Here is a 25729-nt window from a genome sequence, read left to right as displayed (position 1 = left end):
GACCGAACCGTTCGGTCAATGGGGAGGACGCGTCTTGACGCGCCTCGGAAGACACCGCAGATTACGTTGACCGAACGGTTCGGTCAAGCGTGGCGGCGTCTCGGACGCGGAGCGGAACGATGGCACAGGGTGCGGTGCTGGAGCGGGGTCAGGCCCAGCACGAAGGCGACAAGCGGCGGCAGATCCTCGACGGTGCGCGGACGGTGTTCCTGTCGGCGGGTTTCGACGGCGCCAGCATGGGTGAGATCGCCCGGGCGGCCGGTGTCTCCAAGGGCACGCTCTACGTCTACTTCGAGAACAAGGAAGACCTGTTCGAGGCGCTGATCATCCAGGAGAAGACCAGCCTCGCCGAGGCGCTCTTCACCCTCGATGCCGGAGATCCGGACGTGCCGGGTGTGCTGGCGCGGCTCGGCACCAGCTTCCTGACCGAGATGTGCCGGCCGGAGCACGTCTCGGTGGTCCGGATGGTGATCGGCGCCTGCGAGAAGTTCCCGCGTTTCGGGTTGGCCTTCTACGAGGCCGGGCCGGCCTGCGGCGTCGAGCGCCTGTCGGGCTATCTTGATGCGCAGGTCGCGGCCGGCCGGCTGCGGATCGCCGATACCGAACTCGCGGCCCGTCACTTCCTGCACCTGTGCCAGGCGGGCCTGCTGACCCGGCTGCTGTTCGGGGCCGGCGGCATCGCCGACGCGGCCCAGATGCGCCATCAGGTCGACGAGGCGGTGCGGATGTTCCTGGCCGGGTACGGGCCGGAGCGCTGAAGCGCGGCTCCGGCGGCGACCGTCTTGGCTTCGCTGCGCCCGCGAAAACGGGGTTCAGCCCGCCGCGCGCAGCTCCGGCAGCGCCTCGGCGCTCCAGACGCGGACATGGGCGTCGATGGCGAGCGCCTCGTCGACGTCGGCCGGCGCCGAGCGGTACTGCCCGGCGAAGTGCGTGCAGGCGCGCTCGACGAGATCGCTGATCCCGTAGAAGCCGATCCGGCCGGCGATGAAGGCCGCCACCGCGATCTCGTTGGCCGCGTTCATCACGGTCGGCGCAGCACCGCCCGCCGCCAGCGCCGCACGGGCGATCCGCAGGCACGGGAAGCGCGCCTCGTCCGCCGCCTCGAAGGTGAGCGATCCGAGCTTCACGAGGTCGAGGGGCCGGCCGCGCTCGATGGTCAGGCGGTCGCCGAGTCCGAGACAGTGCGAGATCGGCACGCGCATGTCGGGGAGCGCCAGCTCGGCGGTCACGGCGCCGTCGAGCCAGTAGACCATGCCGTGGATCACCGATTGCGGGTGCACCACGACGTCCAGGCGCTCGGGCTCGATGCCGAACAGGTGGTGCGCCTCGATCAGCTCGAGGCCCTTGTTCATCAGGCTGGCCGAATCGATGTTGATCTTCATGCCCATCGACCACGTCGGATGGGCGGCGGCCTCGGCCGCGGAGGCGGCGGCGATCCGCTCGCGGCTCCAGGTGCGGAACGGACCACCGGACGCCGTGATCATCATGGTGCGGACGTCGGCGAGCGGCCGGCCGGCGAGCGCCTGGCTCAGGGCGTCGTGCTCGGAATCCATCGGCAGGATCGTGGCGCCATAGCGCGCAGCGTCGCGCATGAAGGCGTCGCCGGCGCAGACCAAGCTCTCCTTGTTGGCCAGCGCGACCTTGCGGCCGAGGCGGAGCGCCGCATGGGTCGATTTCAGCCCTGCCGCCCCGCTCACCGCCGCAACGACGATGTCGGCGTCCCGGGCGACGGCCTCCATGACGGCCCCCTCCCCCGCTCCGCTCGGGATGCCGGAGCCCGACAGGGCCTCGGCGAGCGCAGGGCCGGCGGATTCGTCGGCGAGCGCCGCGAACGAGGCGTTCAGCTCGCGGGCGACCTTGGCCAGCGCGACGGGATCCTTGCCGCCGACCAGGGCTCCGACGCGGAACCGGTCGGCATGCTGGGCCAGCAAGTCGGCGGTCGAGCGGCCGATCGAGCCGGTGGCGCCGAAGACGGTGACGATCTGGGTCACGGGTTCAACTCCCTCATCGTCACGCGATCAGACCGCCCCCGCGCAGGGCGAGATACAGGGCCGCCAGAAGGGCGACCGCGAAGAATCCATCGAGCCGGTCCATGACACCGCCATGGCCCGGGATGATCTTGCCCGAATCCTTCACGCCGTAATGGCGCTTGAGACCGGATTCGATCAGGTCCCCCGCCTGACTCAGGACGGAGGCCAGCGCGCTCACGCCCGCCACCACCGGCAGGGAGGCGGCACTGGGCAGGGTCATTCCGGCGAGGTCGGCAACCACCGGCACCATCGTCCCGGCCGCGACCGCGCCGACGAGGCCGCCAAGGGCTCCCGACCACGTCTTGTTTGGCGAGACCCGGGGCATCAGCTTGGGGCCGCCGATCTTCCGGCCGGCGAAGTAGGCCGCGATGTCGGTGGACCAGACCACCGCGAACATCCAGGCCGGCCCGACGAGGCCGATGGCGGGATCGTCGCGCAGGGCCACCGGCACCGCGGCGATCGCGGCCGCGCCGAGCACGCCGAAGAAGGCACGGAGCCGCCCCCGGCCGGTCCGGGCCACCGTGGCGCAGGCCGCGGCGCCGAGCAGCAGGACTGCGAGACAGGCCGGCGTCGGGGCGCCGCCGCGCTGGCAGAGCAGCAGGGCGCCCAGCGTCGCCGCGCCCAGCGCGATCAGCACCTCGCGGGGCTCGGTACGGCTCATCACCATCCACTCGGCGAAGCCGACGATGCCGGCGGCGAGCCAGATCCCCGCGAAGGGCCAGCCGCCATAGACCAAAGCGGCCAGCACGCCGGCCCCGAGCACGAGGCCCGAAGCGACGCGCAGCCACAGCTCGCGCCGTCCCGAGGGACGCGCGGCCGGTGCGGCGGCGGAGGTCACGCGCGTCCCGTCCTTCGCCTCAGACCTGCATGATCTCCTTCTCCTTGGAGGCCAGCACGCCGTCGATCTCGGCGATGTACTGGTCGGTCGCCTTCTGAACGTCGGTGGCCTGACGCTTCTCGTCATCCTCCGAGATGGCGCTGTCCTTCAGGAGCTTCTTGAGGTGGTCGAGGCCGTCCCGGCGCACGTGGCGCACGGCGACGCGGGCCTCCTCGGTGTACTTGTGGGCGACCTTGACCATCTCCTTGCGGCGCTGCTCGTTCATCTCGGGGATGCGGAGCCGGATGGTCTGCCCCTCGGTCTGCGGGTTGAGGCCGAGGTCGGATTCGCGGATCGCCTTCTCGACGGCCGTGACCATGCTGCGGTCCCAGACCGAGATCGACAGGAGCCGGGGCTCCGGCACGCTGACGGTGGCGACCTGGGCCATCGGCATCATCGAGCCGTAGGCGTCGACCTGGATCGGGTCGAGGAGCGAGGGCGTGGCGCGCCCGGTGCGCAGCGAGCCGAGATCCTTCGAGAGAGAAGACACAGCGCCCTGCATGCGGCGCTTGATGTCGTTGAGATCGAATTCCGGTGTGGCCATGAGGGTCGTCCCGAGACGTCTGACGTGGTCTTCTAGCCCGGCGCGGGCAGTCGCGGCCTCAATGGACGAATTTTTCAGGGCCGCAAACCGTCTTCCGGTCGGATGACGCCCAAGCCCGTCAGGGCCGGTGGAACGGGCAGGCGCAACGTCCGCCGTCAGTCCGGGGCCCCGACGGCGAGCCCGGAAACCAGAACCCCGGACGGTGCCTTGCTCTGGCCTGCCGGCGGGCCGGATCCCGGGCGCCGGCGTGCGGCCCCGGTATGACGGTGTCGGCTGCCGGCACCGGAACGCCGTCGGACAGACGGCTCCGTCAGGGCGCCACGAGGGTGGAAGGCGCTTCACCCGACAGAATCGCGGCGATCGAACTCGGCGGGTGCAGCGAGCCGACCAGTATCGACAGCTTGCTCTCGCGGGCGAGCGCGAAGGCGGCGGTGTCCATCACCTTCAGATCGCGGGCGATCGCTTCGTCGTGGGTAATGCGGTCGTAGCGGGTCGCGCTCGGGTCCGTCTTGGGATCGGCCGAGTAGACCCCGTCGACCTGCGTCGCCTTGAGCACGGCGTCGCAGCGAAGCTCGGCGGCGCGCAGGACGGCGGCGGTGTCGGTGGTGAAGAACGGGTTGCCGGTGCCGCCGGCGAGAACGACCACCTGCCCCTTGTCGAGGTGATGCAGAGCTGGCTGACGGGCGTAGGTCTCGCAGATGGTCGGCATGGAGACCGCCGACATGGTGCGGGCCTGGACACCCGCGGCGTTCAGCGCGGTCTCGATGGCCAGAGAGTTCATGACGGTGGCCATCATGCCGAGCGAGTCGCCGGTCGCCCGGTCGATCCAGCCGGCCGCCGAGATCCGGGCCCCGCGGATCATGTTGCCGCCGCCGACAACGATGGCGATCTCGGCGCCCGCCTCGATCGTGCGGGCGATGTCCTCAGCCAACCCCGCCAGGGTCGGGGGATGGAGCCAATAGCCGTCCGGGGCGGCCAGAGCCTCGCCCGACAGCTTCAGCAAGATCCGGCGAAACGGCGTCGTATCCGGCATCGGGTCTCCCGGCTCCATCCCGTATCGCGCAAGCCGGGAGGCTTCTACGTCAGGCGCGGGAGCCGCGTCGAGGGGTTGCGGCGGATCCGGTGAGTCGTCCCAATCGAATTGGGACCCACGCACGAACGGATGTCTTACGGTCCCTTCGTGCGCGGGCGAGGCGCCGGCCTGATCGAGGGCAGGCCGGCGCCCGGTTTCAGCTACCGGCCAGAACGCCGACGGCGCCGAGGACGGTCATTGCGAGACCGGACGCGAACACGCCGATCATGAGGTAGGAGAAGGGTTTCAAAGCCATGCGCAGAACGTAGCGCAGCGCGGCAGAATGGCGTGTGCGCCGCAACACGATCCGGCGTGGAACACAAACCGGCCTGCGAAAACACGAAGCCCCGCCCGGCTCGCGCCGGACGGGGCTCACATCACACGAGGCCGGTGCGATCAGGCGCGGCCGGCCTGCTGGGCGACTTCGGTGGCGAAGTCCGGACCCTCTTCCTTCTCGATGCCCTCGCCCAGCGCGTAGCGGACGAAGCCCGTCAGGGTCACAGGGCCACCGACCTTGGAGCCGGCCTCCTTGAGGACCTGGCTTACCGTCTTCGAGCCGTCGTGCACGAAGGGCTGATCCAGGAGGGTGACCTCCTTGTAGTAGCTCTTCAGGCCGCTCTCGATGATCTTGGCGAGGACGTGGTCCGGCTTGCCGGCGTTCTTCTCGCGCAGGATGTTCGACTCGCGCTCCACCGTGGCGGCGTCGACGCCCGAGGCGTCGAGAGCCACCGGATTCGTGGCGGCGACGTGCATGGCGATCTGACGGCCGAGCGCCGACAGCGCGTCGACGTCGCCCTCGGATTCCAGCGCCACGAGCACGCCGATCTTGCCGAGACCCTCGGAGATCTGGTTGTGCACGTAGGAGGCGATGACGCCCTTCTTGACCTCGAGCTTGGTGACCCGGCGCAGGTTCATGTTCTCGCCGATCGTGGCGATCAGGGCCTGCAGCTTCTCGGAGACGGTCTCGGTGGCGCCCGGGAAGTGGGCGGCCTGGAGGCCCTCCAGCGTGCCGTCGGTGTTCAGGGCGATCTTGGCGGCCTCACGGGCAAAGGCCTGGAAGGCATCGTTGCGGGCGACGAAGTCGGTCTCGGAGTTCACCTCGACCACCGCGGCGTGATGGCCGGCGGATTCGACGGCGACCAGGCCCTCGGCGGCGACGCGGCCGGCCTTCTTGGCGGCCTTGGCGAGACCCTTCTTGCGCAGCCAATCGACGGCGGCTTCGATGTCGCCCTGCGTCTCGTTGAGCGCGCCCTTGCAGTCCATCATGCCGGCGCCGGTCTTCTCCCGGAGCTCCTTCACCATCGCGGCGGTGATGTTGGCCATGGCGATCCCTTTCGTGTGGTCTGGATGAGAGAGGCCCGGCGCGCGGGTGAGCGGCCGGGCCCGGTATGCCTGGAACCGCGACGTCCCGATGACGGGGCCGTCGCGGAGTCCCGATAGATCAGGCCGCGGCGGCGGCCTCGACGAAGCCACGGGCCTGCGAGACCCACGAATCGCGGTCGATGCGGCCGTTGAGCTTCAAGTCGGCATCGACCTTGGCGACGTCCTCGGGGGTCATCGCGGCGAGCTGCCAGTAATGGTAGATGCCGGCGTCGTTCAGCTTCTGCACGATCTGCGGACCGGCGCCGTTGAGCTTGGTCAGGTCGTCCGGCGCGCCGCGCGGGGCGGCGAGCAGCTCGAAATGCTCGGTCGACTCGGCGAGCATCGCCACGTCCGCCGGGTCGAGGGCGTCGGACTCGACCGAGACGGCCGCGTCGTCGTTGGCCGGCAGCTCCTCGGCCATCGGCTCCTCGGAGGCGCCGAGATCCATGCCCGACGAGCCCTGGGCGCGCGAGATGCCGTCGATGGCGGCCTTGGCGATCAGGTCGCAGTACAGCGCGATCGCGCGGCCGGCGTCGTCGTTGGCCGGGACGATGTGGGTAATGCCGTCCGGGTTGCAGTTGGTGTCGACGATGGCGGCCACCGGGATGCCGAGGCGGTTCGCCTCCTTGATCGCCAGCTGCTCCTTGTTGGTGTCGATCACGAACAGCAGGTCCGGCACGCCGCCCATGTCCTTGATGCCGCCGAGCGCCTTCTCGAGCTTCTCCTTCTCACGGGAGAGCATCAGGCGCTCCTTCTTGGTCAGGCCCGGGCCGCCGGTCTCCAGCGTCTCGGTGACCTTGCGCAGGCGCGAGATCGAGCCCGAGATGGTCTTCCAATTGGTGAGCATGCCGCCCAGCCAGCGGGAGTTGACGTAGTACTGGGCCGAACGCTTGGCCGCCTCGGCGATCGTGTCGGCCGCCTGGCGCTTCGTGCCGACGAACAGCACGCGGCCGCCCTTGGCGACGGTGTCGCTCACCGCCTGCAGCGCCTGGTGCATCGCCGGCACGGTCTGGGCGAGGTCGATGATGTGGATGTTGTTGCGGGTGCCGAAGATGTACGGCTGCATCTTCGGGTTCCAGCGGTGGGCCTGGTGACCGAAATGGGCGCCCGCCTCGAGGAGCTGACGCATAGAGAAATCGACGGCCATGTCTTTTGTGCTCTCCGGTTAAATCCGCCGCGGAGGGATGCGGCCGCCCGAATGCTCGGACGACCACCGGAAACGCCTCATTCAGGCATGAGGCCGGCTCCGCGTGTGGGATAGACGGGCGCTTAGCAGAGTGTGCGCCCCGCAGCAAGTCCGTCAGGTGCGATCCGGCCGGCGCGAGCAGCCGCGGATTCCATCTCGAAAGGATCTCCACGCCCGTTCGATCGAGCGTTGCCGTCCTGCGGCACCACGCCAATCGGCGTCCGAAAATCGCCTTGCGCCAGCAATTATTTCTGATCTAGATTGTATTCGTAGAATACAATTTGCCGATCGGACTCGAATACGAACAATTTGAAATCAATAGATTGAATTTCGACACGCCGCCCGTCGCTCGATGAGCCGACGCGGTGCGCCGAACCATGCGCGCCGCTGGTCCGCGGCTTGTCGGGGAGATCGTCAACGATGGCGTCGGTCAATCCTGCGGGGGCATCGGAGGAGAAACCACCCGAGCTGCGCGTCGACTGGAAGACAGCCTTTGCCGAAGAACAGCAAGCGCTCGGCCTCGACGGAGACACCCGGCCAGCGGCCCTCTGCCTATCGGGCGGTGGCGTGCGCAGCGCCGCTCTGTGTCTGGGCGTCCTGCGATCGTTGGCGGATCGGAAGCACGCGCTGCTCCAGAACGTCCATTATCTCTCCACCGTCTCGGGTGGCGGATATATCGGATCCTGGCTGACGCGGTTCATCGCCGATCAGGACAAGGCGCAGCGGGTCATCCCGGCGATCACGCGGACGATCGGCAGACGCGCTCACGAAGGCGAGGCGGCACCGGTCCGGCAGCTGCGCCGCTATACGCGCTTCCTGGCGCCGCAGGCGGGCCTACTGTCCCTCGATACCCTGGCGGGTATCCTGCTGTGGATCCGCAATACGCTGGTCAACTGGCTCATCTTCCTGCCGATCTTCAGCGCGGTGGCGAGCCTGCCCCTCGGGCATTTCGCCCTGACGGCGGCCATGGTCGGGGTCCCGGTGGATAGTCCGATCAAGATGCTGGTCGCGCTGGTCGCCTTCCTCGGTCTGATCTCAGGCGCGGCGGCTTCGATCCTCTACCTGCCCAGCCACTATCATCCCGACCCGGAGGCGAGCCCCCCGAGACAGGGCCCTTACGGAATACCGTGGCAGAAAATTCTGGCCGTGGTCGTCGTGCCGATGCTGGCCTGGTGCGTGCTGGTCCCGCTGATGGTCGCCGACACCGTCCTGCCACCTGCACAGATCCGGCACGCGCAGACCGTGTTCGGCACGTGGCCCGACGGGGCATGCCCCGCCAGCACGCCGGCGGCGTGCCCGCGGGCAGACGGCCAGGCGCCGCTGACCGCGGTTGTGCGCGAAGCCCTGCGGATCGCCGCCAGGGACTCGTCGCTTGCGGCGGATGGCCGATCCTGCGGCGCGGCGGTCTCGGCAACGGCCTGCGTACGGCCCACGCGCCCCGGCTACCCCTCCGTCGCCGATCTGTGGCGGCTACCGGTCTCGAGTGCCGGTGCGTGCGTCCTGGCCTACCTCATTGCGTATCTCCTTATCGCGCGACGGCGCTACGAGCCGATTATGCGGAGCGGGAGACCCATCGACCCGCGCAAAAAGCATCTCGCCGTGCTCGCGCAAGGCTTCCTTCCTTGGCTGGCCGGCTCCGCACTGTCCTGCGCGTTCCTTTGGGCGGGCATCGCCCTCGCGCGGGACGGTGGCCTGTTCTGGCTCGCCATTGCGGGCCCGCTCTGGGTCGGTGTGGCGGAGACACTGCGAACGACGGTGTTCGTCGCGTTGCGCCATAAGCGGATCCGCGGCGACCTCGATCGAGAATGGCTTGCCCGCATGAGCGGCGCCAAACTCCTCGTCATCCTGGCCGGCACCGCGGGCGGCGCCGTCGTGGTGGTCGGCGGCGCCGGGCTCGCGCTGCTCAGTGGCGGCGCCTTCAAGACGCTGGCAGGCGGCGGTCTGGCTTCGGGGGGCCTCGTGGCCTGGATCGGGCGAAGCGCCGCGACGGTCTTCACGCCGCGCACCGTCGGCAGCCCCGCGCCCGCGCTTCAACTGCCGCTCGCCGCGATCGCCAACGTCGCCGTCATCGTGTTCGGAGCCACCCTGTTCGCGCTGATCGGCCACGGCATGGCGATCCTGATCGGAGCGACCGCAGCCCGGATCGCCGCCCCGGCCGAGCCCGGAATATTCGGGATCTCCGTCCTCTCCTTTACCGTCGCCGCGGCCTGCGCCGGACTCGCCTGGGGCCTCGGCCTCGCGATCAACCTCAATCGCTTCTCGATGCACGCGGTCTACCGCAACCGCCTGACGCGCGCCTTCCTGGGCGCGGCCCGCAAGCCCGAGAGCCGGCATCCGGACAGTTTCACGGGCTTCGATCCGGCCGACAACCTGCGCGTGGCGGACGCCTTCGACCGGCCGTCGGGCGGTAATCGCCTGTTTCCGGTCATCAACGTCGCCCTCAACAGCACGGTCGGTGAGGATCCGGCGCGGGCCGAGCGCAAGGCGGTGTCGTTCACGATCACGCCGCTGCGCTGCGGCTCCGCGGCGCTCGATCTGAAAGAGAACATGGCGGACCCGAAGGGCGCCTATGTGCGCAGCGACTCGTATGCCGGCGACGAGAAGCAGACCGGCCTGCTCGATGAGCGCAAAGGCATCAGCCTCGGTACAGCGATCACGATCTCCGGCGCCGCCGCGAGCCCCAATATGGGCTATCACTCGGCGCCCCTGATCGCGAGCGTGATGACGCTGTTCAATGTCCGGCTGGGGGCGTGGCTTCCGAACCCGGCGGTCGTGGACGACCCGAAGCAGCTCGGCCGCGCCGGCCCACGCAACGCCGTCGGGGTCCTGCTCTACGACCTGCTGGGTCAAGCAAGCCTGAAGCGTCCGTACGTCTACCTCTCGGACGGCGGCCACTTCGACAATCTCGGTATCTACGAGATGCTGCGCCGACGCTGCGGCATGATCCTCGCCATCGATGCCGGGCAGGACCAGCATTACGCCTACGAGGATCTCACCCGGACCATCGAGTACGCGCGTATCGACCTCGGCGCGGAGATCACCTTCCTCCCGCCGATCCGTGTCGGCGACGCCAAGCTGGAGGCCCAGGGGGCCTTTGCGGAGATTCTCTATCGGAAGACGACGGAGGATGAACCGCCGCAGACGGGCCGCTTGATCTACCTGAAGGCGTGGCTGCCGCCGGATGCGCCGGTGGAACTGCTGGCGATGCAGAAGCGCAAAACGAGCTTCCCGCACGAGAGCACCCTGAACCAATTCTTCACTGAGAGTGATTTCGAGAGCTATCGGCGGCTGGGCGAGTACCTGATGGATTGCCTCATCGATCTGTCGAACGCCCCACCCGGCGAAGGCGCAGACCCAGCGCCATCCGCGAACGGGCTGGAGCACCTGTTCGACGGACTTCAGCGTCTAGCGCGGAAGGCACAGCGGGATCGGGCTGCCCCCGGCCAGCCCGTAGACCCAGGCCGTCAGCATGCGGCGAACACGCGCGCGACGGCCTCCTGGCTCATGACGCGATAGGCCCCAGCCGCCAGATCCTCCGGCAGATCGAGCCCTCCGACCCGATCCCGGTGCAGCGCCGCGACGTGGTTCCCGACCGCGGCGAACATTCGGCGGACCTGATGGTAGCGGCCTTCCGTCAGCGTCACGGCGCAGCGTGTGGCATCCTCGACGTCGAGCCGCACCGGCAGCAGCGGGCGCTCCTCGCCCTCCAGCATCAGCGTCCCCGCGGCGAAGATCTCCGCCTCCCGCCCGGTCAACGGCCGGTCCAGGGTGACGCGGTAACGCTTCGCCACGCTGGCCTTCGGGCTGATGATCCGGTGCAGCAGCGCCCCGTCGTCGGTGAGCAGCAGCAGCCCCGACGTCTCCTTGTCGAGCCGGCCGACGGTGGAGAGCGGCGGGTCGCGGCGGCGCCAGCGCTCGGGCAGAAGCCCGTAGACCAGCGGACCGGCCTCCTTGTGCGAGCAGGTGACGCCCAGCGGCTTGTGCAGCATCAGGCACAGGCCCGGCAAAGGATCGAGGGGCGCGCCGTCGATCGTCAGGCGATCCGGCAGGTCCGGATCGAGGGCGATGCGATCGCCGGCATCCTCCAGCTCGACGCCGTCCAGACGGATCGCGCCGGCGCGGGCGAGGCCCTGGATCTCGCGCCGCGAGCCGTAGCCGAGATTGGCGAGGAGCTTGTCGAGCCGGACGGATTTCGCCGCGCTCACCGGCGGGCCTCGTAGACCCGGAAGCCATTCGCCTGCACGGCGACGGTGACGGCCCGGAACGACTCGCGCAGGGTCGCCTCGTAGGGCAGGTGCGCGTTGGCCACGAGCCAGAACGCGCCGCCCGGCCGCAGCACCTCGGCGGCCCGGGCAATGAAGGCCCGGCCGAGTGACGGGTCCTCGGCTCCGCCCTCGTGGAACGGCGGGTTGGTCACGACGAAATCGAGACCGTCCGGCACCACGCCGGGGGTGCGGATATCCGCCCAGTGGATCGTGGCCCGCGGGTCGGCGACGTTGCGGCGCGCCATCTCGACGGCCCGGCGATCGATCTCCACCAGCGTCAGAGCGGTCACCGCGTCGGATCCGAGCAGCGCCCGGGACAGGATCCCGAGACCGCAGCCGAAATCGGCGCCGCGGCCCTTCAGGCTCGGCAGGTTCGCCAGGAGCAGCGCCGTGCCGGCATCGAGCCGGTCCCAGGAGAAGATCCCGGGCTGCGTGCACAGGGCGAGATTGTCGACGTGGCGCGGACTGCCCTCGTCGATCGCCTCCGCGAGGCCGGCCGGAACCTGCGGGCGCTCGGCCGTGCAGATCCGGTGATGCCGGCGCGGCTGGTCGGCGGCGGCGCAGCCGAACGTCGTCAGTTCCTTGGCGAGGCGCGTGCCGCCCCGGTCCTTCGGGGCCAGGGCGACCATGCGGCCGCCGGGGCCCAGGGCCCGCAGCAATTGGGCCAGCACGTAGCGGCGCTCGACCGTTCCGGGTGGCGCCAGCACGGTCGCCGTGTCGAGGCTGTTCTCGGGCAGATCCTCCAGCCGGGCGGCGCCGGGGATCAACGGGGAAAGCTGGACGGCATCGCCGGGGACCTCGGCGAGGTCCACCGGCGGCAGGCCGTAGACGGCATGGCGCATGAAGGATTCGGGATCTTGAGAACCGGATCCGGAACGCGAATCCGCTGCGGAGCGGGGAGACCCGCGCCCGACTCGGTTCATCCGGGGGGAACACCGCGTTTATACCGGAACCGGCCCGGATGCCCAGCCTTCCGGGCGGATCACAGAGCCCCGGAAGGGCGTCGAAGCACCCGTATCGGGCTTGGGCTCCGCCCGATGCTCCCATCCGTTCAGGCGATCGCTTCGGCCTGCCCGTCTTTGCAAGCGGAGCGAAGCAATCCAGCAGCGCCACAGCCGAAGAGGTCTTGCTGCCCTAGGTCCGATCGCTGCGCTCGTGATGACGGAGGGTCCGTCACCCGGGGACTTCAGCCGGAAACCGTCTCACGTCGTCACTGTCGGACGCAGCGAAAGGACCCCGGCGAGGCGCATTACCCCCGGGGGAATTCGAGGCCCATCTCGCGGTAGCGGGCCGGATCGTCGGCCCAGTTCTCCCGCACCTTCACGTGCAGGAACAGGTGGACCTTGGCGTCGGCCGCCTCGGCGATCTCGATCCGGGCCGCCTGCCCGATCGACCGGATGGTCTGGCCGCCCTTGCCGAGGACGATGGAGCGCTGGCTTTCCCGCTCGACGAAGATCGTCTGCTCGATGCGCACAGAGCCGTCCGATCTGACCTGCCACTGGTCGGTCTCGACCGTGGAGCGGTACGGCAGTTCCTCGTGCAGCCGGTCGTAGATCTTCTCCCGGGTGATCTCGGCCGCGAGCATGCGCAGCGGCGCGTCCGAGACCTGATCCTCCGGATAGAGCCACGGTCCGGCCGGCATGCGTGCCGCCAGCGCGCGGCGCAGATCATCGACGCCGCTACCGTTGAGCGCCGAGATCATGAACGTCTCGGCGAAGGGCGAGGCAGCGTTGAGCTTCGCGGCGAGGTCGAGGAGCCGCTCGCGCGGGATCAGGTCGATCTTGTTGAGGATCAACAACTTCTCGCGCCTCACCTCACCGAGACGGCCCAGCACGGCCTCCACCTCGGCGTCCACGCCCTTGCGGGCATCGACCAGCAGGCAGACCGCGTCGGCATCCGCCGCGCCGCTCCAGGCCGAGTGCACCATCGCGCGGTCGAGGCGGCGCTTGGGCGCAAAGATGCCGGGCGTGTCGACGAGCACGACCTGAGCCGAGCCCTCGATGAAGATGCCGCGCACGAGCGCCCGGGTCGTCTGCACCTTGCGGGAGACGATGGAGACCTTGGTCCCGACCAGGTTGTTCAGGAGCGTCGACTTGCCGGCATTCGGAACGCCGATCAGCGCGACGAAGCCCGCCCGGGCGTCCGCGGGCGTACCCGGAAGGGCCGAGGCCGCGTTGCCGGCCGCTGCTGGTGTCGGGCCGTCGTCCTGATCGTTCTCGCTCATGCTGTCTCCGTCGGCCCCGCCTCCGGCAGGGCCCCGATCCCCTCCCGCTCCAATAACGCCTGGGCGGCCGCCTGCTCGGCGATCCGCTTCGATGTGCCCTCGCCGAGGCCGGGCTCAAGACCCTCGACCTGGACGGCGATCTGGAACCGGGGCGCGTGATCGGGGCCGGTCCGCTCAACCACCGCGTAGGTGGGGATCGGCAGACTCCGCCCCATCGCCCATTCCTGCAAGGCGGATTTCGCGTCGCGGCCGCGCGCCGCGGCCGTCGGCTCGCCCGGCCGGAAATGCGCCTCGACCACGGCCCGGGCGGCGTCGAACCCGGCATCGAGGTAAATGGCGCCGAGAATCGCCTCGCAGACATCGGCGAGGATCGTCTGGTTGCGCCGGCCGCCGCCCATCACCTCGCCCTGGCCGAGGATCAGGTGCGGCCCGACCTCCCACGACGCGGCAACCGTCGCGCAGGTCTCCCGCCGCACCAGCGCGGCGAGCCGGCGCGAGAGGTCGCCCTCGTCCGCGTCGGCGAAGGCGCCGTAGAGGCGGTCCGCCACCGCGAGACCGAGCACGCGATCGCCGAGGAATTCGAGGCGCTGGTAGCTGCCGCCCCGCCCGCTCGCCTTGCTGGTGTGGGTCAGGGCGCGCGTGAGCAGGTCCTGATCGGCGAAACGATGGCCGATCCGTTCCTCGAGCGCGCCGAGCGGCGGGCGTGGCTTGTGGGCGCGTCGCGTCCGCGCGGAGGATCGAGGCTGCGCCGCGTCGTCCAAGTCCGAACCGGTCAATGGATCGTCGTGAACAGGCGCGACCAGCGGACATGGGCCGGCCAGTTCCACACCTGCCACGCCGGTGTGCCCTCATCGATCGAGAAGAAGATCATCTCGGCCCGCCCCACGAGATTCGCGAACGGAACGTAGCCGACATTGGCGAGGTCGCGCGAATCCGTCGAGTTGTCGCGGTTGTCGCCCATCATGAAGAAGTGACCGGCCGGGACCGTGTAGGGCTCGGTCTTGTCCCAGAAGCCGTTGTCGCCGTCGCGCTCGATCACCCGGTGGACCACGCCGTTCGGCAGCGTCTCGAGATATTGCGGGACCTTGGTCGCCTGGCCGTAGGGATCGGTGGTCTCGTAATCGGCGATGCGCTCGCGCTTCACAGCCTTGCCGTTGATGTTGAGCACGCCGTCGATCATCTGGATCTTATCGCCCGGCAGGCCGATCACGCGCTTGATGTAGTCGGTCGCGTTGTCCTTGGGCAGCTTGAACACCGCGATGTCGCCGCGTTTCGGCTCGGCACCCCATACCCGTCCATCCGCCTGGACCGGAATATATTCTGAGAGCGGCAGCGAGTACTTCGAGTACCCGTAGGAGTATTTCGAGACGAACAGGTAGTCGCCGATCAGCAGGGTCGGGACCAGCGAGCCGGAGGGGATGTTGAACGGCTGGAACAGCAGCGTGCGCACCACCAGGGCGATGAGTAGCGCCTGGATGCCGACCTTCAGCGTCTCGCGGATGCTGGCCCAGGTGCCGGTCTCGGCGGGTTTCCTGAGCGGCTTGCCGTCGTAATCCACGCGCGCGTCCCGTCTTCGGTTGAGGTTCCGTCGCCTGCCGCCAGCGGGGCGCGGCCCCGCCGCGCGCGGCTTAGATGTGCGGTTGTCCCGAGGGATGCGCCGCAATCGTGTCCGCTGTGTGCGGCGGTCTAGACCAAGCGCGAGCCCCCCGCAACGCGCGAGAGCGGCCGGCTAATCCGCGCTGCCGGATCTTACCCGATGCCGGCCACCGGCAGCGCCTCGATGATCACGAAGGCTTGTGCCATGGGTGGATCGTCCGTGAGGCTCACGTGGAGGCGCCCCTCGTGGCCAGCCGGCAGCAGCTCCTGGAGCCGCGCCGCCGCGCCGCCAGCGAGTCGCAGGGTCGGCTGGCCGGAAGGCAGGTTGACCACCTCCATGTCCCGCCAGAACACGCCCGCGCTGAGACCGGTGCCCAGAGCCTTGGCACAGGCCTCCTTGGCGGCGAAGCGGCGGGCGTAGCCCTCTGCGCGGGCAGCCCGCCGGTCGCAGCGGGCCCGCTCGCCGTCGGTGAAGACCCGATGCGTGAAGCGCTCGCCGTGACGCTCCAGGGTCCGGGCGATCCGGCGGATATCGCAGAGGTCCGAGCCGATCCCGATGATCATGGTGTCCGCGCGCGGTCCATGGCGGCGCGCATGTCCCGAACGGCCTGGGCGAGCCCGACGAAGATTGCGTCGGCGATCAGCGAGTGGCCGATGTTCAGCTCCCGGATCTGCGGCAGAGCCGCGACCGGGCCGACGCTGCCGAGGGTGAGACCGTGCCCGGCATGGATCTCCAGACCGAGAGCCGCCCCATGCTCGGCCGCCCACCGGATGCGGGCGAGTTCGCGCGCGGTGTGGGCCGCGTCCGCCTCCAGGGCGGCCTCGCAATAGCTGCCGGTGTGGAGCTCTACCACCGGCGCCCCCAGGGCGCGGGCCGCATCCATCACGGCCGGCTCCGGCTCGACGAACAGCGAGACCCGGATGCCGGCCTCCGCCAGGGCCCGGATGCGGGGGGCGAGATGGTCGCGGCCGCCGATGATGTCGAGCCCGCCTTCGGTCGTGCGCTCCTCGCGCTTCTCCGGGACGAGGCAGGCGGCGTGGGGACGGGTGTCCAGCGCGATCGCCACCATCTCGTCGGTGGCGGCCATCTCGAAGTTGAGCGGCACGGCGAGGCCGCGCTTCAGCGCCGCGATGTCCGTGTCGCGGATGTGGCGTCTGTCCTCGCGCAGGTGCGCGGTGATGCCGTCGGCCCCCGCCTCGACGGCGAGCAGCGCGGCCCGCACCGGGTCGGGATAATCGCCGCCGCGCGCGTTGCGCACGGTCGCGACGTGGTCGATGTTGACGCCGAGGCGCAGCTTTTCGGAAGTCATCCGCTCGTTCGTCCCCGTGTCGGCGCGGTTCGACAGGCCTGCAAGCAAGATTTGGCGCGCGTCATGCCGACGCTCCGTAGCTGCGATATGCTGGCGTTTGGCCGCCCCGACAAGACGGGCCGTCGACGCTCGGCGCTCGGGACGGCCCGCCCGCGGGCTTGCCAGCGCCCGGAAAACCGACTAAGCGCCGCCCCTCGCGTTCGCTCCGGCCGGGGGCTGAACGGACGGTGCCGCTTGCGGCATAGGGTTCGTCAAGAACCCGTCGTCCGGTGTCTCCGCCTTCGATCAACCGCTCGGGCCTGAAAATCGGCTCGAAGGGCTTGGCGCCGGGCGACCTGCGAGACGAACCGGCCCGAATCTCCGCCCCCGGCGGCCGGGCTCCTTTTGACGATGAAAGGCCCGACAATGCCTCTCTACGAGCATGTGCTCTTGGCCCGCCAGGACGTGACGTCCCAGCAGGTCGAGACGATGATCGACACCTACAAGGGTGTGATCGAGCAGAACGGTGGCCGTCTCGAGAAGATCGAGATGTGGGGCGTGAAGTCCCTCGCCTACCGGATCAAGAAGAACCGCAAGGCGCATTTCGCGCTCCTCAACATCGACGCCCCGCCGGCCGCTATCGCCGAGATGGAGCGCCAGATGCAGATCTCCGAGGACGTCCTGCGCTTCATGACCGTCCGGGTCGAGGAGCTCGATCAGGAGCCGTCCGCCATGATGCAGAAGCGCGACCGCGACGACCGCAAGGATCGCGAGCGCGGCCGTCGTCGTGACGACGAGGGCTTCGGTGGCGGCTTCGGCGGCGACCGGGGTGACCGCGGCGATCGGGGTGATCGCGGCGAGCGCAGCTTCGGCGGGGAGGGCTAACCCATGGCATTCGGTGCTGGTGCGGGCGGCGGACGCCGTCCCTTCTTCCGTCGTCGCAAGACCTGCCCGTTCTCCGGCGCGAACGCGCCGAAGATCGACTACAAGGACGTCAAGCTCCTGTCCCGCTACGTGTCCGAGCGCGGCAAGATTGTGCCGTCGCGGATCACCGCGGTCTCGGCCAAGAAGCAGCGCGAACTCGCCCAGGCGATCAAGCGCGCCCGCTTCCTCGGCTTGCTGCCCTACGTGATCAAGTAGGCTGAACGAAACCCGCCGGCCCGGCATCAGCCCGGGCCGGTCCTCGCAGAGGGCGGCTCACGCCGCCCGATCGTTGGGGCGCAACGCCGCCTCTAACCCTGCCGCAGCGGCAGCGGGACAGCGGAATCCATGGCACAGCATATCGGCATCGGTATCGGCGCGGGCCTCGTCTCCGCACTCCTGTTCGGGGTGCTGCTGAAGGCGACCCCGCTGGCGATCCTGCTCTACCTCGTGGCGCCGCTGCCGATCTTGATCGTCGGACTGGGCTGGAGCCACAAGGCTGCCCTTGCGGCGGTCGCGACCGGAAGCCTCGCGCTCGCCCTGCTGATCGCGCCCTTCATGGGATTGGCCTTCGGCGCCTATATCGCCCTGCCCGCGTGGTGGCTCGCCTATCTGACCCTGCTGGGACGCGAGACCCCGAACGGCCTCGAATGGTATCCGACCGGCCGCCTGCTCGGCTGGATCGCCGCCACGGCCGCCCTCGCCTTCATCGCCATCGCGGTTCTATCCTCGCCGAACCACGCCGCCTTCGACGCGCAGCTGCGCGGGCTCGCCAACACGTTGGTGCAGGCCCGGATGCCGGACGCGCCGACCGAGTCGCCAAGACCCGCGATGCCGGGCGTGCGTCCGACACCGGGGACGCGGCAGCCGATCCGAAGGCGGTGCCGGACGCGGAGCCGGCCGACGTGACGCGGACCGAGCTGGCCGACGCTCTGGCGCGGGTGGTGCCGGCCTTCGCGGCGAACGGGCTGGCTCTGCTGCTCGCCTTCTATCTCTGGGCCTCGGCCCGGATCGTGAAGATCTCTGGACGCCTGCCGCGGCCCTGGCCCGATATCCCGTCGACCGCCATGCCGCGTGCGACGCTGGCGACCCTCGCGGCCGCCGTGCTGATGTGCTTCGCACCCGGCTATGTCGGCGTGCTCGGCGTCGCGCTGGTCGGCGCGTTCAGCGCCGCCTTCTCGCTCCAGGGGCTCGCCGCCTTTCACGACCGCTCGCGCGGCCGCCCGGGGCGCGGGCTGATGCTGTTCGGCATGTACCTGACCCTGTTCGTGACCCAGGGCATCGCCCTGGTGGCACTCACCTTGTTCGGCCTGGCCGACACCGCCCTCGACCGCCGTCGTCCGAAGGACAGTCCGGCGCCGTAGACCCCGGCCTCAGCGGCCGACCACCTGAAGGAGAAAAACCATGGAAGTGATCCTGCTCGAGCGCGTGGCCAAGCTCGGCCAGATGGGCGAGACCGTGAATGTCCGCCCCGGCTTCGCCCGCAACTTCCTGCTCGCCCGCGGCAAGGCCCTGCGCGCGACGGAAGCCAACAAGAAGCACTTCGAGGCCCAGCGCGCCCAGCTCGAGGCCCGCAACCTCGACCGCAAGAAGGACGCCGAGGTTGTCGCCGAGAAGCTGAACGGCCAGAGCTTCATCCTGATCCGCCAGTCGGGCGAGACCGGCGTGCTCTACGGCTCCGTCTCGACCCGCGACCTCGCCGAGGTCGTCGCGAAGGAGGGCTTCACGGTCGATCGCGGTCAGTTCACCCTGAACCAGCCGATCAAGACGCTCGGCCTGCACACGGTCCCGGTGGTGCTGCACCCCGAGGTCGAGGTGGAGATCACCGTCAACGTCGCCCGCAGCCCCGAGGAGGCCGAGCGTCAGGCCCGCGGCGAGTCGGTCACCGAGCGCGAGGCGTTCAACCTCGGCGACCTCGGCCTCGAGGTCGGTCAGGCGCTGGCCGATGCCGGCGAGGGTGCCGACGACCGCGGCTGATTCCCTTTGCGGCTCCGGCCGGCCTCTCGGCCGGCCGGAGCCGCAAGCGTGGGGTTGCATCGGGCTGCTCCGTAGCGGGTCGGCGATGCCTGTATACCGGTGAACATCGGGGATCATCGGCCCCGAGACTTGACACGTTCCAGTTTTGTTCCAGCATGGACGCCCGCCGCTTGCGAGAGTCGGCGGGCGTTCGTTTGTCCGGGATCGACCCGACAAACGCGGCGTCGGCTAGGCTTCGGTAACCATACCGCGGCCAAGGTCGTGCGGTGTGATCCTGGTGCGCCCGCCGCGGCGCCTGATACGGAGTCGTCCGCCGATGGCCCTGCCCAATGCGCTCACGGCCAAGCTCGAAGCGGTCCAGGCCGAGTACCGCGTCGCCCCGCACAACGTGGACGCGGAGCAGGCATTGCTGGGCGCGATCCTGGTGAACAACGACGCCTATTACCGGGTGTCGGACTTCCTGCTGGCCGAGCACTTCATGGAAGATGCCCACCAGCAGATCTTCACGGTGGCGGCATCGCTGATCCGGGCCGGCAAGCTCGCGACCCCCATCACCATGAAGACCTATCTGGGCGACGCCGATTTCGGCGGCCAGACGGTGATGCAGTACCTCGCCCGGCTCGCCGCCGACGCCACGACGGTGATCAACGCCGGCGAGTACGGCCGCACGATCTACGACCTCGCCATCCGCCGCCGGCTGATCACCATCGGCGAGGATCTGGTCAACGGCGCCTACGAGGCGCCGGTGGAGCAGGCCCCGCGGGATCAGATCGAGGAGACCGAGCGCCGCCTCTACGAACTGGCCGAGGCCGGGCGCTACGACGGCGGCTTCCAGAAGTTCTCGGACGCGCTCACCGCCGCCGTCGACATGGCCGCCAAGGCCTACCAGCGCGACGGCAAGCTCTCGGGTATCGCGACCGGCCTGAGCGATCTCGACGCCAAGATGGGCGGCCTGCAGCCCTCCGACCTGATCATCCTCGCGGGGCGCCCGGCCATGGGCAAGACCTCGCTGGTGACCAACATCGCCTTCAACATCGCCAAGGCCTATCGCGGCGAGAAGCAGCCGGACGGCACCACCAAGACCGTGAACGGCGGCATCGTCGGGTTCTTCTCGCTGGAAATGTCGGCCGAGCAGCTCGCGACCCGTATCATCGCCGAGCAGTCGGGCGTGCCCTCCTACAAGATCCGCCGCGGCGATATCCGGCCCGAGGATTTCTACAAGATCACCGACGCCGCCCGGGACATGCAGACGATCCCGTTCTACATCGACCAGAGCGGCGGTATCTCGATCGCCCAGCTCGCCGCCCGAGCCCGGCGCCTCAAGCGCCAGAAGGGCCTCGACCTGCTGATCGTCGATTATCTCCAGCTGCTGTCGGGCTCCGGCAAGCGCAGCGACAATCGCGTGCAGGAGATGACCGAGATCACCACGGGCATGAAGGCACTCGCCAAGGAGCTGGCAGTGCCGATCATCGGCCTGTCTCAGCTCTCCCGTCAGGTGGAGAACCGCGACGACAAGCGTCCGCAGCTCGCCGATCTTCGCGAATCGGGCTCGATCGAGCAGGACGCCGACGTGGTGATGTTCGTGTTCCGCGAGGAATATTACGTCGGCAACAAGAAGCCCCGCGAAGGGACGGAGGAGTTCTTCGCCTGGGAAGCCGAGATGCAGCGCGTCCACGGCAAGGCCGAGGTGATCCTCGGCAAACAGCGTCACGGCCCGACCGGCACGGTGGAATTGCAGTTCGACGCCAACATCACCCGGTTCTCGAACCTCGCCCAGACGGATCGGATCCCCGAGCAGATGTGAGGCGCCATCGGTTCGGCCGGCTCCGTCATCGCGAGCGCGGCGCAGCGACCCCGGGGCGGCGCGCGATCGATCATCGTGGCGCGCCTGGATTGCTTCGCTCCGCTCGCAAGGACGACGGGGCTTCCTGGCCGGCGGGCCCGAGAACCGCACGGTGGCCATCCGAGCCCCCGCGTTCCCGCCCGCGAACCATCGGCAGCTCCGGCCGTTGAGCGAGGACGATTTCCCGCCGCGGCAGGAGCGACGATGACCGAGCCGACACCTCCGAAGATGCCGTACTGGCACGTCTACACCGACGCGGAGGGGGTGAGCCGCCAGGAGCTGTTCCACCTGGAGCGCTTCAAGTTCGAGGGGATCAACCCCGAGACCGCGCCCCAGTGGAACGACAAGATGGATCCCGCGCCGTCGGTCGTGACCTTCACGGTTCTGCCGGTGGGCTGGGTCGGCGAGTGGCACGAGAATCCGCGGCCGCAATGGATCGCGATTCTCTCCGGCCGCTGGTTCGCCGAGACCATGGACGGCCATCGGGTCGAGATGGGCCCGGGCGAGCTGATGATGGGCGAGGATCAGAACACGAAGGAACGGAACGGGAAGAAGGGTCACCTCTCCGGAACGGTCGGCAACGAGCCCTGCACGATGATCGTGACCGGCCTTCAGGTCGAGCCGACCGTGAACCAGCCGGGCCGGTTCAAGTAAGGACCGGCCATGGACGGCTTCGAACTCACGCAGCCGCGCTTCAAGGCCTACGTTCTGCCGAACGCGCCCTTGCAGAAGCTGGCCGAGGGATTCCGCTGGACGGAAGGTCCGGTCTGGTTCGGTGACCGAGACGAGCTGCTGTTCTCGGATCTGCCCAACAACAGGGTGATGCGCTGGGCGGAATACGCGGGCTTGAGCGTCTACCGGGAGGCGGGCGACTTCGAGAACGGTCACGCCCGCGACCGTCAGGGGCGGATGCTGTCGTGCTCGCATCGCGGCCGACGCATCCATCGGACCGAGCTGGACGGCCGCGTCACCAGCCTGGTCGAGCGCTACCAGGGACGGCGGTTGAACTCGCCCAACGATATCATCTGCAAGTCCGATGGCACGATCTGGTTCACCGACCCGCCCTACGGAATCCAGACCGACTACGAGGGCGGCAAGCAGGAATCGGAGCTGCCCGCCGCGGTCTACCGGTTCGACCCGCGCGACGGCTCGCTACGGGTGGTGGCCGACGATTTCCAGGGGCCGAACGGGCTCTGCTTCTCGCCCGACGAGCGCAGGCTCTACATCGCCGAGACCGGCCTTCAGTTCGACACCGACCCGCTCCAGCACGTCCGGGTGTTCGACGTGTCCGACGACGGCGGCCTGTCCGGCGGTGGCGTGTTCTGCACGATCAACCCGGGCAATGCCGACGGGATCCGTTGCGACGAGCACGGCAATCTCTGGTCGAGCGCCGGCGACGGGGTCCACTGCATCGATCCGGGGGGCGAATTGGTCGGCAAGATCCTGGTGCCCTCGACCGTGGCCAATCTGACCTTCGGCGGACGGAACAACAGCCGCCTGTTCCTCTGCGCGTCGCATACGCTCTACGCGATCTACGTGAACGTGCGCGGAGCTCCGCTGCTGTGAGCGGCATGCGGGCGATCGTCGGCTTCGGCCGCACCGTCTTGGATCTCTCGGTCACCGAGGCGTTCTACCGCGACGGCCTGGGCTTCGCGCGGATTGCCCCGCCGGAACCCGTGCCGGTCGCGCAGGCGGAGGCGATGGGCCTCGCGGATCGGCGCGCGACGCAGCTGCGCATGCGGCTCGGCGGGCAGACCGTAATCTTCCTGGCGGTCGATCCGCCCGGCGCGCCCTACCCGGCCGATCCTGCGGCGACGGACCCGTTCTTCCAGCACCTCGCGATTCCGGTCCGCGACATGGAGGCCGCGGTCGCGCAACTGGCGCGGCTCGCCCCGACGCCTATCAGCCGCGGCGGTCCGCAGCAGCTGCCGGCCTCCACGGGGGGCGTGACCGCCTACAAGTTCCGCGATCCCGACGGGCATCCCCTGGAGCTGATCGCATTTCCCGGTGGCCCGCCCGCCGCCCGCTGGCGCGACGCGCCGGGCCTGTTCCTGGGCATCGATCACTCGGCGATCACCGTCACCGACCTCGACGCCACCCTGGCTTTCCTCACCGGCCCCCTCGGCCTCACGGTGGCGGAGCGTGGCCTGAACCAGGGTCCGGAGCAGGCGCGCCTCGACGGGGTGGAGGATCCGCAGGTCGACGTGATCGCGCTGGAACCGCCGGTCCCGGCGCCGCACGTGGAGCTGCTGCACTACCGCGTGCCCACCACCGACCGGCGGCAGCGCGTCGGTCCCGGGGACCGGGCCGCGACCCGCTACATCTTCTCCGCGACCGATCCGGAGGGCCTGTCGCGACGACTGTGCGCGTCCGGACTGGCGCCGCAGGCCTCCGCCGACGGCGCGACGGTCTACTGCGCCGGGCCGGATGGACACGGCTTCTTGTTCGTGCGGGCCTGAGCGCACCTGTCCGGCAAGTGCCGGCGCGGGCTTGACGCGTCGCCCCTCCGGCGTCCAATCCGGCCGCCCCGGAGGTGAGATTGATGCCGCTCCTCGCCCTGCCCTTTCCGGCCATCGATCCGGTGGCGCTCGCGATCGGGCCGATCACGATCAAATGGTACGCGCTCGCTTACATCGCCGGCCTGATCGGCGGATGGTACTACGCGCGCCGCCTCGTGATGGCCGACCGCCTCTGGGGCGTGGTGAAGCGTCCGCAGGTCGCCGACATCGACGACCTCGTCGTCTGGGTGGCGCTGGGCGTCGTGCTCGGCGGCCGGATCGGCTACGTGCTGTTCTACAATCTGCCGATGTATCTCGCCGACCCGATCGAGATCCTGGCGATCCGCAACGGCGGCATGTCGTTTCACGGCGGCTTCCTCGGCGCGATCCTGGCCTTCCTGCTCTTCGCCCGGGCCAAAAAGCTCAACGGCTACACGCTGCTCGACATCGGCGCCGTGGTCGTGCCGATCGGCCTGTTCTTCGGCCGCATCGCCAATTTCGTGAACGGCGAGCTCTGGGGGCGGGTCGCGCCGGACTTCCCCTACGCGATCGTGTTCCCCAGCGGCGGGCCGCTGCCCCGTCATCCCAGCCAGCTCTACGAGGCGGCCACCGAAGGCCTGCTGCTGTTCATCGTCATGGCGATCGCCGTGCGCCGGTTCGGCTTCCGCAAGCCCGGCCTGCTCGGCGGCATCTTCGTCCTCGGCTACGCCCTGGCCCGAACCTTCTGCGAGTTCTTCCGCGAGCCGGATCGCCAGCTCGGCTTCCTGTTCGGCGACCACCTTGGCCCGATGGGTGGTGGCGTGACCATGGGCATGCTCCTGTGCGTGCCGATGATGATCGTCGGGCTCACCTACATCGTGCTGGCCGCCACCGGCCGGACACGCCCGCGCCACCCGGTCGAAGGGCCCGTCGCCGCCGAGGAGGCGCGCAAGGCGCCGGTGGAGGCGTGACGCCCCTCGGGGCCGAGATCGCCGCGCTGATCCGGCAGAACGGGCCGATCGGCGTCGATCGCTACATGGCGCTGTGCCTCGGCCATCCGGTCCACGGCTACTATCGCACCCGCGATCCCCTCGGCGCGCAGGGGGACTTCACCACGGCGCCCGAGATCAGCCAGATGTTCGGCGAGCTGATCGGCGCCTGGACCGCCTACGTCCACGGGCTGATGGGTCAGCCGGACCCGCTGGTCCTGGTGGAACTCGGCCCCGGCCGCGGCACGCTGATGGCCGATGCCCTGCGGACCTTGCGGGCCGCGATCCCGGATGTGCGGGTGGCGCCGCACCTCGCCGAGACGAGCCCGATCCTGCGGGCCGCGCAGGAGCGGACGCTCGCCGGCACCGGCGCGATCTGGCACGCGGAGATCGAGACGCTGCCTCCAGGTCCGGTGATCCTGCTCGCCAACGAGTTCTTCGACTGCCTGCCGGTGCGCCAGTTCGAACGCCGGCCGACCGGTTGGCACGAGCGGCAGGTCGGCCTCGGGCCGCAGGGCACTTTCGTCTTCGGCCTCGCGCCGGAGCCGAGCCCGGGGCTCGACGTCGACGGGCCGGACGGAGCCTTGCTCAGCGTGCCGACGGTTGGTCTCGCGGTGATGCGGACGCTGGCGCAGCGGTTCCGCACGTCGGGCGGCGCTCTGCTCGCCATCGATTACGGCCACGTCCGACCCGGCTTCGGCGATACCCTGCAGGCCGTGGCAGGCCACCGGTTCGCGGATCCGTTGGCCGCGCCCGGGGAAGCGGACCTGACCCATCATGTGGATTTCCAGGCGCTGGCCCGGGCGGCGAGCGGCCAGGGCGCGCAGGTCCACGGACCTGTCGATCAGGGGGATTTCCTGTTCGCCCTCGGTCTGCGCGCCCGCGCCGAACGGCTGAAGACGCGCGCGACCGACGCCCAATCCATCGAGATCGACAGGGCGGTCACCCGGCTGACAGAGGCTGGCGAGGGCGGGATGGGCTCTCTGTTCAAGGTTCTGGCGGTGAGCGGCCCAACTCTGGGGCCGCTCCCGGGGTTTCCGGACGCCGGATCGTCGGCAGAGGGTTGATGGCCCGGTC

Annotated in this window: 27 protein-coding genes; 13 read left to right on the top strand and 14 right to left on the bottom strand. The window is 69.5% G+C overall.

Features of this window, described 5'->3' with window-relative positions; genetic code table 11:
• The first annotated feature begins 119 nt into the window (after positions 1 to 119).
• Positions 120 to 758, top strand: coding sequence for a TetR/AcrR family transcriptional regulator (locus M6G65_RS31310; RefSeq protein WP_238194085.1), 639 nt, complete (start codon positions 120 to 122; stop codon positions 756 to 758).
• Between the two features lie 54 nt (positions 759 to 812).
• Here the strand turns inward: M6G65_RS31310 and dxr are convergent, their stop codons facing one another.
• From dxr to M6G65_RS31275, 7 genes are all read right to left on the bottom strand, one after another.
• The gene (gene dxr / locus M6G65_RS31305; protein WP_238194083.1) at positions 813 to 1991 is read right to left on the bottom strand and encodes a 1-deoxy-D-xylulose-5-phosphate reductoisomerase; all 1179 of its coding nucleotides are present in this window, start codon (positions 1989 to 1991) and stop codon (positions 813 to 815) included.
• A gap of 19 nt (positions 1992 to 2010) precedes the next feature.
• Positions 2011 to 2868 carry a phosphatidate cytidylyltransferase gene (locus tag M6G65_RS31300; RefSeq protein ID WP_238194081.1) on the bottom strand — a complete coding sequence of 286 codons (858 nt, stop codon included), beginning with the start codon at positions 2866 to 2868 and terminating at the stop codon, positions 2011 to 2013.
• Positions 2869 to 2887: 19 nt separating this feature from the next.
• On the bottom strand, positions 2888 to 3451 hold the full coding sequence (gene frr, locus M6G65_RS31295) for a ribosome recycling factor (RefSeq protein ID WP_020092978.1): 564 nt from the start codon (positions 3449 to 3451) through the stop codon (positions 2888 to 2890).
• Positions 3452 to 3761: 310 nt separating this feature from the next.
• Positions 3762 to 4484, bottom strand: a complete 723-nt coding sequence (gene pyrH, locus M6G65_RS31290) for a UMP kinase (protein WP_192706609.1) — start codon at positions 4482 to 4484, stop codon at positions 3762 to 3764.
• 196 nt (positions 4485 to 4680) lie between these two features.
• Positions 4681 to 4824 (bottom strand): hypothetical protein, encoded by a 144-nt coding sequence (locus M6G65_RS31285; protein ID WP_250104333.1) that lies wholly within the window; start codon positions 4822 to 4824, stop codon positions 4681 to 4683.
• A 95-nt stretch (positions 4825 to 4919) separates the two neighbouring features.
• Positions 4920 to 5846, bottom strand: a complete 927-nt coding sequence (gene tsf / locus M6G65_RS31280; protein WP_238194079.1) for a translation elongation factor Ts — start codon at positions 5844 to 5846, stop codon at positions 4920 to 4922.
• A gap of 118 nt (positions 5847 to 5964) precedes the next feature.
• Positions 5965 to 7032 carry a 30S ribosomal protein S2 gene (locus M6G65_RS31275; RefSeq protein ID WP_238194078.1) on the bottom strand — a complete coding sequence of 356 codons (1068 nt, stop codon included), beginning with the start codon at positions 7030 to 7032 and terminating at the stop codon, positions 5965 to 5967.
• 459 nt (positions 7033 to 7491) lie between these two features.
• Between M6G65_RS31275 and M6G65_RS31270 the strand changes: the two genes are divergently transcribed.
• The gene (locus M6G65_RS31270) at positions 7492 to 10587 is read left to right on the top strand and encodes a patatin-like phospholipase family protein (protein ID WP_250103309.1); all 3096 of its coding nucleotides are present in this window, start codon (positions 7492 to 7494) and stop codon (positions 10585 to 10587) included.
• Here the strand turns inward: M6G65_RS31270 and M6G65_RS31265 are convergent.
• The 7 genes from M6G65_RS31265 to M6G65_RS31235 form a co-directional block, all read right to left on the bottom strand.
• Entirely contained in the window at positions 10536 to 11276 is a 741-nt protein-coding gene (locus M6G65_RS31265) for a pseudouridine synthase (protein WP_238194075.1), read from the bottom strand. The genes M6G65_RS31270 and M6G65_RS31265 overlap by 52 nt on opposite strands.
• Positions 11273 to 12178 carry a class I SAM-dependent methyltransferase gene (locus M6G65_RS31260; RefSeq protein ID WP_238194073.1) on the bottom strand — a complete coding sequence of 302 codons (906 nt, stop codon included), beginning with the start codon at positions 12176 to 12178 and terminating at the stop codon, positions 11273 to 11275. Before M6G65_RS31260 ends, M6G65_RS31265 begins: the two co-directional genes overlap by 4 nt.
• A gap of 407 nt (positions 12179 to 12585) precedes the next feature.
• On the bottom strand, positions 12586 to 13560 hold the full coding sequence (era, locus tag M6G65_RS31255; RefSeq protein WP_238194071.1) for a GTPase Era: 975 nt from the start codon (positions 13558 to 13560) through the stop codon (positions 12586 to 12588).
• Entirely contained in the window at positions 13557 to 14336 is a 780-nt protein-coding gene (rnc, locus tag M6G65_RS31250) for a ribonuclease III (protein ID WP_238194069.1), read from the bottom strand. Before rnc ends, era begins: the two co-directional genes overlap by 4 nt.
• Positions 14333 to 15118, bottom strand: coding sequence for a signal peptidase I (gene lepB, locus M6G65_RS31245; RefSeq protein ID WP_238194068.1), 786 nt, complete (start codon positions 15116 to 15118; stop codon positions 14333 to 14335). The genes rnc and lepB overlap by 4 nt, the downstream gene beginning before the upstream one ends.
• A gap of 191 nt (positions 15119 to 15309) precedes the next feature.
• Positions 15310 to 15720, bottom strand: a complete 411-nt coding sequence (gene acpS / locus M6G65_RS31240; RefSeq protein WP_192706600.1) for a holo-ACP synthase — start codon at positions 15718 to 15720, stop codon at positions 15310 to 15312.
• Positions 15717 to 16466 carry a pyridoxine 5'-phosphate synthase gene (locus tag M6G65_RS31235; protein WP_238194065.1) on the bottom strand — a complete coding sequence of 250 codons (750 nt, stop codon included), beginning with the start codon at positions 16464 to 16466 and terminating at the stop codon, positions 15717 to 15719. The genes acpS and M6G65_RS31235 overlap by 4 nt, the downstream gene beginning before the upstream one ends.
• Positions 16467 to 16871: 405 nt before the next feature.
• Between M6G65_RS31235 and rpsF the strand changes: the two genes are divergently transcribed.
• The 11 genes from rpsF (at position 16872) to M6G65_RS31185 (ending at position 25719) form a co-directional block, all read left to right on the top strand.
• Positions 16872 to 17330 carry a 30S ribosomal protein S6 gene (rpsF, locus tag M6G65_RS31230; RefSeq protein ID WP_091713090.1) on the top strand — a complete coding sequence of 153 codons (459 nt, stop codon included), beginning with the start codon at positions 16872 to 16874 and terminating at the stop codon, positions 17328 to 17330.
• 3 nt (positions 17331 to 17333) lie between these two features.
• Positions 17334 to 17585 carry a 30S ribosomal protein S18 gene (rpsR, locus tag M6G65_RS31225; protein ID WP_007561044.1) on the top strand — a complete coding sequence of 84 codons (252 nt, stop codon included), beginning with the start codon at positions 17334 to 17336 and terminating at the stop codon, positions 17583 to 17585.
• 129 nt (positions 17586 to 17714) lie between these two features.
• Entirely contained in the window at positions 17715 to 18275 is a 561-nt protein-coding gene (locus M6G65_RS34165) for a hypothetical protein (RefSeq protein ID WP_430929529.1), read from the top strand.
• Positions 18272 to 18730, top strand: coding sequence for a hypothetical protein (locus M6G65_RS34160; protein WP_430929528.1), 459 nt, complete (start codon positions 18272 to 18274; stop codon positions 18728 to 18730). Before M6G65_RS34165 ends, M6G65_RS34160 begins: the two co-directional genes overlap by 4 nt.
• 40 nt (positions 18731 to 18770) lie before the next feature.
• Entirely contained in the window at positions 18771 to 19343 is a 573-nt protein-coding gene (rplI, locus tag M6G65_RS31215) for a 50S ribosomal protein L9 (protein WP_250103308.1), read from the top strand.
• A gap of 316 nt (positions 19344 to 19659) precedes the next feature.
• Positions 19660 to 21147: a replicative DNA helicase gene (locus tag M6G65_RS31210; protein ID WP_192706595.1), complete on the top strand. Its 1488-nt coding sequence runs from the start codon at positions 19660 to 19662 to the stop codon at positions 21145 to 21147.
• Between the two features lie 243 nt (positions 21148 to 21390).
• A complete protein-coding gene (locus M6G65_RS31205; protein WP_250103307.1) occupies positions 21391 to 21840 on the top strand; it encodes a cupin domain-containing protein in 450 nt (149 codons plus the stop codon).
• Between the two features lie 9 nt (positions 21841 to 21849).
• Positions 21850 to 22752 carry an SMP-30/gluconolactonase/LRE family protein gene (locus tag M6G65_RS31200; protein WP_250103306.1) on the top strand — a complete coding sequence of 301 codons (903 nt, stop codon included), beginning with the start codon at positions 21850 to 21852 and terminating at the stop codon, positions 22750 to 22752.
• Between the two features lie 5 nt (positions 22753 to 22757).
• Positions 22758 to 23645, top strand: a complete 888-nt coding sequence (locus M6G65_RS31195) for a VOC family protein (protein WP_238194478.1) — start codon at positions 22758 to 22760, stop codon at positions 23643 to 23645.
• A gap of 80 nt (positions 23646 to 23725) precedes the next feature.
• The gene (gene lgt, locus M6G65_RS31190) at positions 23726 to 24634 is read left to right on the top strand and encodes a prolipoprotein diacylglyceryl transferase (protein ID WP_250103305.1); all 909 of its coding nucleotides are present in this window, start codon (positions 23726 to 23728) and stop codon (positions 24632 to 24634) included.
• Positions 24631 to 25719: a class I SAM-dependent methyltransferase gene (locus tag M6G65_RS31185; RefSeq protein ID WP_250103304.1), complete on the top strand. Its 1089-nt coding sequence runs from the start codon at positions 24631 to 24633 to the stop codon at positions 25717 to 25719. Before lgt ends, M6G65_RS31185 begins: the two co-directional genes overlap by 4 nt.
• Positions 25720 to 25729 lie beyond the last annotated feature (10 nt).

It is taken from the genome of Methylobacterium tardum (assembly GCF_023546765.1).
Lineage (GTDB): Bacteria > Pseudomonadota > Alphaproteobacteria > Rhizobiales > Beijerinckiaceae > Methylobacterium > Methylobacterium tardum.
The sequence above is the reverse complement of the archived record's forward strand: the minus strand, read 5'-3'. Positions and strand labels throughout refer to the sequence as shown.

Coding starts and splice junctions, on each gene's coding strand:
- rplI (WP_250103308.1), top strand. CDS start 18,771: ATGGAAGTGATCCTGCTCGAGCGCGTGGCCAAGCTCGGCCAGATGGGC.
- pyrH (WP_192706609.1), bottom strand. CDS start 4,484: ATGCCGGATACGACGCCGTTTCGCCGGATCTTGCTGAAGCTGTCGGGC.
- M6G65_RS31270 (WP_250103309.1), top strand. CDS start 7,492: ATGGCGTCGGTCAATCCTGCGGGGGCATCGGAGGAGAAACCACCCGAG.
- M6G65_RS31195 (WP_238194478.1), top strand. CDS start 22,758: ATGCGGGCGATCGTCGGCTTCGGCCGCACCGTCTTGGATCTCTCGGTC.
- era (WP_238194071.1), bottom strand. CDS start 13,560: ATGAGCGAGAACGATCAGGACGACGGCCCGACACCAGCAGCGGCCGGC.
- rpsR (WP_007561044.1), top strand. CDS start 17,334: ATGGCATTCGGTGCTGGTGCGGGCGGCGGACGCCGTCCCTTCTTCCGT.
- acpS (WP_192706600.1), bottom strand. CDS start 15,720: ATGATCATCGGGATCGGCTCGGACCTCTGCGATATCCGCCGGATCGCC.
- tsf (WP_238194079.1), bottom strand. CDS start 5,846: ATGGCCAACATCACCGCCGCGATGGTGAAGGAGCTCCGGGAGAAGACC.
- M6G65_RS31275 (WP_238194078.1), bottom strand. CDS start 7,032: ATGGCCGTCGATTTCTCTATGCGTCAGCTCCTCGAGGCGGGCGCCCAT.
- M6G65_RS31260 (WP_238194073.1), bottom strand. CDS start 12,178: ATGCGCCATGCCGTCTACGGCCTGCCGCCGGTGGACCTCGCCGAGGTC.
- M6G65_RS31200 (WP_250103306.1), top strand. CDS start 21,850: ATGGACGGCTTCGAACTCACGCAGCCGCGCTTCAAGGCCTACGTTCTG.
- M6G65_RS31235 (WP_238194065.1), bottom strand. CDS start 16,466: ATGACTTCCGAAAAGCTGCGCCTCGGCGTCAACATCGACCACGTCGCG.
- M6G65_RS34165 (WP_430929529.1), top strand. CDS start 17,715: ATGGCACAGCATATCGGCATCGGTATCGGCGCGGGCCTCGTCTCCGCA.
- M6G65_RS31205 (WP_250103307.1), top strand. CDS start 21,391: ATGACCGAGCCGACACCTCCGAAGATGCCGTACTGGCACGTCTACACC.
- M6G65_RS31310 (WP_238194085.1), top strand. CDS start 120: ATGGCACAGGGTGCGGTGCTGGAGCGGGGTCAGGCCCAGCACGAAGGC.
- frr (WP_020092978.1), bottom strand. CDS start 3,451: ATGGCCACACCGGAATTCGATCTCAACGACATCAAGCGCCGCATGCAG.
- M6G65_RS31210 (WP_192706595.1), top strand. CDS start 19,660: ATGGCCCTGCCCAATGCGCTCACGGCCAAGCTCGAAGCGGTCCAGGCC.
- rpsF (WP_091713090.1), top strand. CDS start 16,872: ATGCCTCTCTACGAGCATGTGCTCTTGGCCCGCCAGGACGTGACGTCC.